The sequence below is a fragment of the Faecousia sp. genome (assembly GCF_048519415.1).
GTDB lineage: Bacteria > Bacillota > Clostridia > Oscillospirales > Oscillospiraceae > JAZOXB01.
The window spans coordinates 1-10809 of sequence record NZ_DBFZUT010000028.1; the positions used below are offsets into that span (position 1 = coordinate 1).

The window sequence follows — 10809 nt, forward strand, 5'->3', positions numbered from 1 at the left end:
GCGCAGCCGTTGGCGGCTTTGCCGCCTTACGGATGCGGCATGCCCCTTGCGGGTACACAAAGTATTCCTGCAATTTCCAAACCTCAATTTGGAACAAAATCCCTCGCTGACCGCTCTTGCAATTGAATCAGAGGTTCCCTAAATGTCGTAAATGCCCAGAATGACGATGCCCGCAACAACGAACCCGATCATAAGATAATGCTTCCATGAGAGCTTTTCCTTCAGGAACAGGCGGCTCCACAGCACGGAGGCTACGCAGTAGGCCGAGATGATCGGTGCAGACATCATAACGTGCTCCTCATCGGCCAGCGCATAGATGTAGAACAGCTGGCCGACGGTCTCGCAGGCAGCGCCGACATACTTGGGCAGCTCCGCCTTGAACGTGAACTTCTCGCGGCGGACCAGCAGATAGACAAGGCAGCCGATGCCGGCGGCCAGGAACGTCAGCTCATAGGCGACGTTCGCGGAGTCCTCGTTCAGGCGTTCGAGCACGAGACTGTCGGCAAACGTCCCGGCGGCGTCAAGCAGGCAGTAGGCCACGGGCAGGCAGATGGCGAGCCAGCTCTTGGCATACTTGCGGTTTGCATGCTCCTGACGGCGGCGGCGCAGGTCATCGTCCTCGCGCGCCTCCACGACGCCGAGGCCGACAACGCCGAGGCACACCAGACCGACGGCGCACAGGATGACCGCCTTCTGCGGGCCGTTATAATCGGACAGCGCACCGGTGCACAGGCACAGCACGGCGACGAGCGCACCGGAGCTGTTGCAGATCGGAGACGAGATGGAAAGCTCGATGTAGCGCAGGCCGACATAGCCGAGCGTCATGGAGAGGATATAGAGCAGGGAGACGGGCAGGTATGTCCAGACGACGTCCCAGGTGACGGAGACGTGATGGAACACGATCATATAGGCCGCATGCAGGCCCATAACGAGGCCGACGGCGACGACCATTTTCAGATGGGCCGTCTTATCCTTTTCGCCGCAGCAGCCGATCTTGGAAAACAGATCGGAGCCGCTCCAGCAGATGAGCGCGATGAGTGCAAACCAGAACCAGTTCAAGGGATGATACCTCCAGATTATTTATTGTACTTCCGGCAGCGTGGCCAGACCGGCGTCTGCCATGTTCTGCAGGGACAGCAGGATGCCGAGCTTGGCATGATACCATGTCAGGCCGCCCTGAAAATAGACGGCATAGGGCGGGCGGATCGGGCCATCGGCCGAGAGCTCAATGGACGAGCCCTGCACGAACGCGCCTGCCGCCATGATGACCTCGTCCTCATAGCCGGGCATATCCCACGGCATGGGATCGGCAAAGCTGTCGACCGGCGCAGCGGACTGGATGCCCTTGCAGAAGGCGATCATGCCCTCGCGTGAGCCGAGCTCCACGGCCTGAATGATGTCGTGGCGGGACTCCGAGCCGTTCGGAACGACGCGGAAGCCAAGGCGCTCATAGAGATTGGCCGCGAAGATCGCGCCCTTGAGCGCAGACGCGACAACGGTCGGGGCAAGGAAGAAGCCCTGATACAGCGACGGCAGCAGGCCGAGGTTCGCACCGACCTCCTGCCCAAGGCCGGGCGCAGAGAGGCGGTAGGCGCAGCGCTCGACAAGGTCCGTCCGGCCGCAGATATAGCCGCCGATGGGAGCAAGGCCGCCGCCGGGGTTCTTGATGAGGCTGCCGACGATCATGTCCGCACCGACGTCGCTCGGCTCGATCGGCTCGACGAATTCGCCGTAGCAGTTGTCCACCATGCAGATGATATCCGGCTTCAGGGACTTCAGGAAGGCGATAAGCTCGCCGATCTGCTGCACGGAGAACGTCGGGCGGGTCGCATAGCCCTTGCTGCGCTGGATGGTGGCCAGCTTTGTCTTTTCGTTCACACAGGCACGGATGGCCTCATAGTCGAACGTGCCGTCCGGCTTCAGGTCCGCCTGCCGGTAGCTCACGCCGTATTCCCGCAGCGAACAGGGCGACGGGCGGATGCCGATGACCTCCTCGAGCGTGTCATACGGCGCGCCGACCGGCGAAAGCAGCTCGTCACCCGGCAGCAGGTTCGCGGACAGGGCCACAGTCAGGGCATGCGTGCCGCAGGTGATCTGCGGGCGCACGAGCGCGGCCTCGGTGTGGAACGTGTCGGCATAGACGCGCTCGAGCTTGTCGCGGCCGACGTCGTCATAGCCATAGCCCGTCGTGGCGGCAAAGCAGGCCGCGCTGACGCGATTTTTCTGCATGGCGGCAAGCACCTTGGCCTGATTGGCCTCTGCGATGCGGTCTACGGCCGCAAAGCGCTCCCGCAGTCCGTCCAGCACCCGCTCGCCGAAGGCACACACCTGCGGCGAGACACCGAGCGGACGATAGATCTCTTCTGCGTTCATTTCTGATTCTCCTCTTCCTCCAGATTTTGAAAGATCTGCCGCGCCACGTCGTGCATCACGTCCGGCGGCGTCACAAGCAGTCCGTTTTTCTCATCGCCGAGCACGAGCAGCGTGTCGCCCGGCCGGATGCCGAACAGCTCGCGGGCCTCCTTGGGGATCACGATCTGGCCGCGTTCGCCGACCTTGACCGTTCCGAAAACGTGCCGCCCGCGCGGCATGCCGAGCAAATGCTTGCCTCCTGCCATCGAATCCCTCCAAAATCATATTTTTCATACTTGTACGAACGCTATTGTAGCGGCTGCTTTGCCGTTTGTCAATGGGAAATCGGCGCAGGCCACCGGATTTGTCATTTCAGTAAGGCACTGCCAGTTCGTACAGGGCAGCGATAAAACGTACAAACCAATTGCGTCTGTAGCGGCGCTCAGTGAGCGCCATACAGGCTGGCAGTATACGCTGCATTGCTTCTATGGCGCGAGGTCACCTGATTTGTCATTGCGAGGCCCCATCGGGGCCGTGGCAATCTCCTGCAACAGCCTGCGATTTCGCCGATGGCTTTCCTGTGCTCCGGATGGGTACTGCGAGATTGCCACGTCGGGCTTTCGCCCTCCTCGCAATGACAAACCTGTTTGTCTTACGCCGCCGAATCACCGTCCCAATACCTGCTACTGCCAAAGGCGCTCCCAACCCGCAAGGGGCACGCCGCATCCGTAAGGCGGCAAAGCCGCCAACGGCTGCGCAGTGAGCGCCGCTACAGACGCAATCGGTGCCTGCCGTTTTATCGGCAGCCGGTTCGTATCGGCAGCATTGCGCCGGGCCCGGCTGTCCGCTCCCCCACAATTGCCAACGCATAAAACGGCCGGCCGGGGGAGCTTCCCGCCGGCCGGCCGAACCATATTCCGTTTATTCCGTTTCGTTCTGCATCTGCTCCGTCGCAATCTCGGATGGGCTTTCGCCCTTTCCGGTCAGCGTGACATCCGTGTAATACTGCCGCCCGTCACGGTAGATATATACGCGCAGCTCTTCGCCGACATGGCAGGCGCTGAGAATGCTGCGGTAGTCGTTGAGGTTCGTGACGGCACTGTCGCCCAGCTGGCAGATCACGTCGCCCGCGTGCAGGCCCGCATAGTAGGCGTTGCTGCCCGCCGTGACCGACTCGATGACGACGCCGCTCGGCAGGCCCCAGAAGCGCCGGTAGGTCTCCGGGATCTCCGAGACCGTCAGTCCGAGCGAAACGCGCCCGCTGACATAGCCGTTGACGATCAGATCGTCGAGAATGGTCTTCGCCTCGCTGATCGGGATGGCAAAGCCCAACTCCGGCACGGTCTGGTAGGACACATACGAGCCGACATGGTCGATGCAGATGCCGATGACCTGCCCGGCCTCGTTCACGAGCGGTCCGCCTGCGCTGCCGCTGTCCGGCGCGGCATCCGTCTGGAACACGTTGAGCGTCTCCGCGCCGATGCGCACGCCGCTCTGCACGGCGGCAATGCTGCCGTCCGTCATGGTGGCGTTGTCAAACGCCGCACCGTACGGATGGGAGAACACATAGACGGTGTCGCCCGCTGCAGCCCCGGCAGAATCGCCGAACTCCGCGGGCTGCAGTGCCGTCTCCGGCTCGATCTTCAGAACGGCCAGGTCACTGCTCTCGTCCATGCCGGACAGGGCCGCCGCATATTCCGTGCCGTCGCTGAGCTGCACCGTGATGCTCTCCGCGCCGGAAACGGTGTGCGCGTTCGTGATAAGGTAGCCGTCCGCCGTCATGACGATGGCCGTGCCGCCGTTTCCGTCCGCATCCACCAGCGCAAGGCTCGGCCGCATCGCCGTGTAGATCTCTCCGGCGGAGCGCGTCTGCGTGTCCTCGGCGCTGATCTGCAGCGTGCCCGTGCCGTTCGTGCGCGGCTCCGTCGGCTCGACGCTGTGGCCGGAGGGCGCAGTCAGCGTCGGCGTGACGCCGGTCTCCGTCTCCGCGCCGACGGTCGTGTTCTTCTGCACGGCACGCATGCGCAGCGTCAGGAGCATCAGCACCGTGATGACGTTCGCCACGATCATCACGCACAGCAGCACGACGATCAGGCCGGTATGCGAGCGCGGCGGCTTTGGCAGGCGGCCCGTTCCGTAATACCCCGGCGTGCCGGGCTGCCATTCCGGCGGGGTCTCCTGATACTCCGGATCCATGGGAGTCATTTTATCCACAACACGCCCTCCTTTCGGGGTTTCGTCTCGCCGGTCAGAGGACCAGCGGCAGGGTAAACGTAAATTCCGTCTTGCCGTCGCGGCTCGTCACATAGATATCCTCTCCGTGTGCCAGCACGATGGTCTTGACGATGTACAGGCCGAGGCCGACGCCGTCGCGGTCGGTCGAGCGGCTCTTGTCCGTCTTATGGAAGCGATCGAAGATGAGCGGCAGCTCCTCCGGCGCAATGGTCGGGCCGGTATTGCCGACCGTGGTGACGGCCTTATTCCCGCTGCGCTCCACGCGGATGAAGAGCGTGCCGCCGTCATCGATGAACTTCACGGCGTTGTCGATGAGGTTATAGAGCACCTGCGTTACGGCGTCCGGCATGGCCCGCACAGTCACGCCGAGCTCCGGCATATCTACATCGACATTCAGGTGCTTGCGGTTGATGCGCTGCTCAAAGCTCAAAAGCGCCTGCCCCGCCGCCTCGCAGAGGTCGAAGTCCGCCAGCTTATCGGCCGGGATGCCCTGATCCTTCAGGCGGGAAATCTCCAGCATGTTGCGCACGAGCCGCGACAGCCGCCGCACCTCCGTGGAGACCAGCTCCATATAGTGCCGCTGCTCCGGCTGCGGGATCGTGCCGTCGAGCATGCCGTCCAGATAGCCCGCGATGGTTGTCATCGGCGTTTTCAGCTCATGGCTGACATTGGCCACGAATTCCTGACGCGCGGTGTCGGCATTCTGCATGGCGGCCGCCATATTGTTGAAGGCAACAGCCAGCTCCTCCATCTCCTCGGTCTGGCAGTTCGTCGAAACGCGGACATTCAGATTGCCGTGGGCAATCTGGCGCGCTGCGGCGGCCATGTCCTGAATCGGCTTCGTCTCGCGGTTTGTGAGGAACGGCGTTGCGAGCAGAGCCACGGCAAACACGGCCAGCGCCGTGAGCATGAAGATCTTCAGTGCGCCGGACGTCACCTCGGAGATCGTCTCGCGCTCCACAGACACAAGCACGATGCCCTGCCGGTCGCCGTCGGACGATGTCCTGGCCAGCGCCACGGCCACGCGCTTCTGGCCGTAGATTTCAGCCGCCTCATCATTCAGATCGGGGCTTTCGCCGTTGAACAGCGCCTCGACCTTGTCGGCCGGGAGCTGATAGCCGATGTGCGAGCAGCCCTGAATGTCCTGCGCGCACAGCACGACCTTGCCGCCTGCATCGCAAAGCAGGATGTCGTTGCCGGAGGCGGACGAGGTGACGGAAAGCGTCCGCAGGAAGTCCCAGCTCGTCGTCACGTCATCCGAGACGGCGCTCGTCTGCGTGAGCCACACGACGGACTGCGCCGTTCCGCGCAGGGAGCTTTCACGCTCCCGGATGACATAGTGCGTGAACAGGCCCCAGAAGGACACGCCCAGCAGGATGGTCGCCGCCAGCAGCAGACTGACGATCAGCGTGACCTGACGGCGAAATGTCGTGCGCATGGCTTACTTCACCTCGAACTTGTAGCCGACGCTCCAGACCGTTTTCAGGTCCCACTGATCCGAAACGCCCTCGAGCTTCTCGCGCAGGCGCTTGATGTGCACGTCGACCGTGCGCGTGTCACCGAAGTAGTCAAAGCCCCAGACCTCGTCGAGCAGCTGATTGCGCGTATAGACGCGGTTCGGCGTTGAGGCCAGATGGTACAGCAGCTCCATCTCCTTCGGCGGCGTCGGGACCTTTTTCCCGTCGACCGTCAGCTCAAAGGCGTCCATGTCGATGACGAGCTTGTCGAATTCCAGACGGCGGCGGCTCTTCTCCGGCTCGATGCCGCTGCGGCGCAGCACGGCCTCGATGCGGGCGAGCACCTCCTTCATCTCGAAAGGCTTTGTGATGTAATCGTCCGCGCCCTGCTTCAGGCCGTTGACCTTATCCTCCGTCTCGCTCTTTGCGGTGAGCATGATGATCGGCGTCTGCGACTCGGCGCGGATGGCGCGGCAGACGCCCCAGCCGTCCAGCCCCGGCAGCATCACGTCCAGCAGCACAAGGCTCGGATGGACGGTGCGGAACTGCTCCACACCGCGCATGCCGTCCGGCGCGATGACGACCGTATAGCCCTCTTTTTCCAGATACAGGCGCAGAAGATCCGCAATGTTGCGGTCGTCCTCCACGATCAAAACCGTTTTCGCCATAAGTATATGTCCCTCTCTCCCGGCGTGCAGGCAGAAAGCGTCCCCCACGTCGCGTTTTTACCTACATTATATCCCACTTTCACCGATTTGCTTGAACATTTTGTTAAGGAACCTCTGATTAAATTGCAAGAGCGGTCAGCGAGGGATTTTGTTCCAAATTGAGGTTTGGAAATTGCAGGAATACTTTGTGTACCCGCAAGGGGCATGCCGCATCCGTAAGGCGGCAAAGCCGCCAACGGCTGCGCAATATTTCAAGATTTTCAAACCGATAAGTTGGGGCAAAAGGCCCGCTGAGCGCCGCAGTCGATTTATTCAGAGGTTCCTTAGAATTCCTTCTGCTCGATCAGCGCGGCCTGCACGCCGTACTGCTCGGCCAGCGCCTGCAGCGCGCCGCTTTCCCACTGCTGCCGGAAGAATTCGTTCAGTGCCGCAGCGGCGTCCGAGCCCTTGCGGAAGCCGACGCCGTACTGCTCGCCGGTCTCGGCGTTCAGCACCGGGCCGATGGCCAGATCGGCGTAGTTCGTGCCCTCGCCGACCATTGCGCCCGCCATGAGCGAGTCGATGATGGCGGCGTCCGCCGTACCGGACTTGACCTCCAGCAGGGCCGTGGCCTGATCGACGACGTCCGTATACGTCAGGCCCTTTTCCTCGGCCTGCGCCATACCGGCCGAGCCGGATTCCACGGCGAAGCGCAGCCCGCACAGCGAGTCGACCGTGCCGTAATCCGCGGCCTTGTCTGCCGGAAGAATGACGACCTGCGCGTTGTTGCAGTAGGCATTCGAGCACGCCATGGAGGATGTGACCTCGTCCGTCAGCGTCATGCCGTTCCAGACGACGTCGATGGTCTTGCCGTCCAGCTCCATGACCTTGTTGTCCCACTCGATGGTCTGGAACTGGACCTCCACGCCGAGAGACTCGGCAAAGGCCTTTGCGAGATCGGCGTCAAAGCCGATCCAGCTGCCGTCGGCGTCCTGATAGTCCATCGGGGCGAAGTCGGTGATGCCGACGACGAGCGTGCCTTTCTGCTTGATGTATTCGAGATCGGAGCTGGCGGCCGTCTCTTTTTTCCCGCAGCCCATCAGCATGGCGGGAACGAGGGAGAGCGCAAGCGCGGAAGCGGCAAATTTGGAAAAACGGTTCATAATGAATTCCTCCATGTCGGCAGGCTGTGCCGGAAATTTAATACGCTAATATAATAGCACATTAGCGTGATAAAGCAATAGGAAATTATCGTTTCGGCCGCGATTCGGCGGAATGCACAAATGGGAGCGGGAAAAACGAAGTGAAAACAGGAAAAATGTCAGTATATGTTGTAGGGGAGGGGCATGCCCCTCCCGGCGTTATACTGCCGATTCGCACAGGCCACCGTCAAAACGGCGATGGCCTCCGACGGGACCTGTAGCGGCGCTCAGCGAGCGCCATGCAGGCCCCGGGTTTGGTGGCACGATCGCCGACCGCACACACCTTGTAGGGGGCGGCGTCCTCGACGCCCCATGACGCACCGGCGTAATCAGCAGGCTGCCGATAAAACGAGGATGCCCCCGAATTGTCATTGCGAGGAGGCCAACGGCCGACGTGGCAATCTCGGGAAGGCACTCACGATTTCGCCGATCGCTTTCCCACAATTCAGTCGGGCGCTGCGAGATTGCACCCCAAGGGCACTTCCTCGCGCTTCGCGCTCAGGGCGCCACGTCGCTTCGCTCCTCGCAATGACAAAAGGTGCTTGCCATTTTAACGGCGGCCAGTACGGGCTGTAGGTGCGCCGCCGGGCCCGGCTGTCCGCTCCCCTACAACGCTCGCCCGGCGGCCTAGTGATAACGTTCCGCTTTCTGTTTTCCGTTATCCAGTTGCTCCGCGCCCTGTCCGCTTCTTGCATCGCTGCGCGCAATGTGCTATAATATGGTATCCCAAAAATGGAGAGAATACCGGCATGCCGAATCTGATCGAGATCACCGAATTTTCCGCCCCGGAGCTGGATGTCTACGCCCGCCTGTCCGAGGTGCAGCTCCGCAGCCGGCAGGACCCGTCGCAGGCCCTGTTCATCGCGGAGAGCCCCCTCGTCATCGGACGCGCGCTCGACGCGGGCTGTGTGCCCGTGTCCGCCCTGATGGACGGCAGCCACGTTTCCGCCGCCGCACGGGAAATTCTGGCCCGGCTCGGTGCGGACGTGCCTGTTTTCACAGCGGAGGACGCCGTGCTCACGCAGCTGACGGGCTTCCATCTCACGCGCGGCATGCTGTGCGCCATGCGCCGCCCGGCCCTGCCGGAGGCCGCGGCCCTGTGCCGGGCTGCCCGGCGGGTCGTCGTGCTTGAAAACGTGATGAACCCGACGAATCTCGGCGCGATCTTCCGCTCCGCCGCCGCGCTCAATATGGACGCCGTCCTGCTGACGGAGGCCGGGAGCGATCCCCTCTACCGCCGCGCCGTCCGCGTGAGCATGGGCACGGTGTTCCAGATCCCGTGGACGTATCTCCCAGACGGGTGGCCGGAGCCCTCGATGGGCTGGCTGCGCGCGCAGGGCTTCCGCACGGTGGCCATGGCGCTGCGCGACGATTCCGTTCCCCTGAACGACCCGCGCCTGCTGGCGGAGGAGCGCCTTGCCATCGTCCTCGGCACAGAGGGCGACGGCCTTGCGCAGGCAACAATCGACGCCTGCGATTACACGGTCCGCATCCCCATGTCCCATGGGGTGGATTCTTTGAATGTGGCTGCGGCAAGCGCAGTCGCGTTTTACCAGCTTGGGCTGCAATAGCCCCGCATCGAAAAGGAGGTTTCCATGATGCAACAGTATGATAAGATGATCCTGGCCATCCTGCAGGGCGACGACTATCACGACGCCGTCCATTCGCTCAACGAGCACGGCTTTTATGCCACGGTGCTCAACTCAAGCGGCGGTTTCCTGAAAAAGCGCAGCGTCACGCTGATGATCGGGTTGGAGAGCGCCCGCCTGGACGAGGCGCTGGCCATCCTGAAGAAGCACGGCGAGCGCACGGAAATGCGCTATGAAGCGCCGGTGCTCTCGCCGAACATGCCGCCGATCCCGCTTTCCACCGCGCCGCTGGAGATCCCGACGCGCTGCGGCGGCGTTGTGCTGTTCGTGCTGGACGTCGCGCAGAGCGCGCGCTACTGAGCGTGGAGCTTCGCTGCACGGTGGACCGGGAGACGCGCCTGCTGTCGATCCTGCGGCGGGAGCTGCAGCTTTCGTCCACGCTCGTGCGGCGGCTGAAATCCTGCGGCGCCTACACCGTCAACGGCGAGCCTGCCCATACGGACCGGCTTGTCCGCCCCGGAGATGTCGTGCGCGTGTGCCTCGACGAGCCGCGGCCGGACTACCCCGCGGAGGACGGGCCGCTTTCCATCCTCTATGAGGATGAGGCCCTGCTTGCGGTCGACAAGCCGCAGGGAATGCTCGTGCATCCGTCGTTTTCCCGCCAGACCGGCACGCTGGCCAACCGCCTGCTCGGCTATTATGACAGGACCGGGCAGGCCTGCGCCGTCCACCCGGTCAGCAGGCTCGACCGCGACACGTTCGGCGTGGTGCTGCTGGCAAAGAACGCCCACGCCCACGCGCTGCTCATTGCAGCGGAGAAGCACAAGACCTATCATGCCGCCGTGCGCGGCGTGCCGCAGCCGCCGGAGGGCATGATCGACGTGCCCATCGCGCGTCTGTCTCCGGAGAGCCTGCTGCGCTGCGTGCGCGCAGACGGTCAGCCTGCCCGCTCGGCCTACCGGACCCTGCGGACGGAGCACGGCGTTTCCCTGCTCGAGCTGCAGCCGCTAACCGGCCGGACGCACCAGCTGCGCGTGCACTGCGCGTGGCTTGGCTGCCCGATCCTCGGCGACCCGCAGTACGGCGGGGCGGAGTCCGGCGGGCCGGGACAGCAGCTTTGCGCCGTTTCCATCCGCTTCTTCCACCCGTTTTTGAAAAAATGGCTGGAAATCCGGTCGAAACAGGACGTTTCGCTTGATTTTCCGGGCGGCATGGTTGTATAATAAGGGACGAACAGACTGCCGAAAAACCTGCTCAGCCGAAAGTTTCGGAGGGAAGAAAAGAGGGAAAGGAAACCGTCAGGGTGTCCTTTCGCATTCAATAACCC

General features: G+C 62.8%; 10 protein-coding genes. 3 read left to right on the forward strand and 7 right to left on the reverse strand.

Annotation, left to right across the window (positions count from 1 at the left end):
* Positions 1-138: 138 nt before the first annotated feature.
* The 7 genes from ACMKFF_RS03270 to ACMKFF_RS03300 all read right to left on the reverse strand — a co-directional run bounded on the left by ACMKFF_RS03270 (position 139) and on the right by ACMKFF_RS03300 (position 7854).
* Positions 139-1059 carry an EamA family transporter gene (locus tag ACMKFF_RS03270; RefSeq protein ID WP_419496023.1) on the reverse strand — a complete coding sequence of 307 codons (921 nt, stop codon included), beginning with the start codon at positions 1057-1059 and terminating at the stop codon, positions 139-141.
* Between the two features lie 21 nt (positions 1060-1080).
* On the reverse strand, positions 1081-2373 hold the full coding sequence (locus tag ACMKFF_RS03275; RefSeq protein ID WP_349134423.1) for an aminotransferase class I/II-fold pyridoxal phosphate-dependent enzyme: 1293 nt from the start codon (positions 2371-2373) through the stop codon (positions 1081-1083).
* Positions 2370-2618 (reverse strand): AbrB/MazE/SpoVT family DNA-binding domain-containing protein, encoded by a 249-nt coding sequence (locus ACMKFF_RS03280; RefSeq protein ID WP_349134422.1) that lies wholly within the window; start codon positions 2616-2618, stop codon positions 2370-2372. Before ACMKFF_RS03280 ends, ACMKFF_RS03275 begins: the two co-directional genes overlap by 4 nt.
* 655 nt (positions 2619-3273) lie before the next feature.
* Positions 3274-4557, reverse strand: coding sequence for a S1C family serine protease (locus ACMKFF_RS03285; RefSeq protein WP_419496027.1), 1284 nt, complete (start codon positions 4555-4557; stop codon positions 3274-3276).
* Between the two features lie 43 nt (positions 4558-4600).
* On the reverse strand, positions 4601-6025 hold the full coding sequence (locus ACMKFF_RS03290; protein WP_419496024.1) for a sensor histidine kinase: 1425 nt from the start codon (positions 6023-6025) through the stop codon (positions 4601-4603).
* 3 nt (positions 6026-6028) lie between these two features.
* A complete protein-coding gene (locus tag ACMKFF_RS03295) occupies positions 6029-6712 on the reverse strand; it encodes a response regulator transcription factor (protein WP_367926861.1) in 684 nt (227 codons plus the stop codon).
* Between the two features lie 323 nt (positions 6713-7035).
* Positions 7036-7854: a transporter substrate-binding domain-containing protein gene (locus ACMKFF_RS03300; RefSeq protein WP_419496025.1), complete on the reverse strand. Its 819-nt coding sequence runs from the start codon at positions 7852-7854 to the stop codon at positions 7036-7038.
* 788 nt (positions 7855-8642) lie between these two features.
* Between ACMKFF_RS03300 and ACMKFF_RS03305 the strand changes: the two genes are divergently transcribed.
* Genes ACMKFF_RS03305 through ACMKFF_RS03315 form a run of 3 tightly spaced genes read left to right on the forward strand, consistent with a single transcriptional unit; the run spans position 8643 to position 10705 of the window.
* Positions 8643-9464, forward strand: a complete 822-nt coding sequence (locus tag ACMKFF_RS03305; protein WP_367927785.1) for a TrmH family RNA methyltransferase — start codon at positions 8643-8645, stop codon at positions 9462-9464.
* A 24-nt stretch (positions 9465-9488) separates the two neighbouring features.
* Complete coding sequence (locus ACMKFF_RS03310) at positions 9489-9842, forward strand: cyclic-di-AMP receptor (RefSeq protein ID WP_349135335.1); 354 nt, start codon at positions 9489-9491, stop codon at positions 9840-9842.
* A gap of 2 nt (positions 9843-9844) precedes the next feature.
* A complete protein-coding gene (locus ACMKFF_RS03315) occupies positions 9845-10705 on the forward strand; it encodes an RluA family pseudouridine synthase (RefSeq protein WP_419496026.1) in 861 nt (286 codons plus the stop codon).
* The last annotated feature ends 104 nt before the right edge of the window (positions 10706-10809 follow it).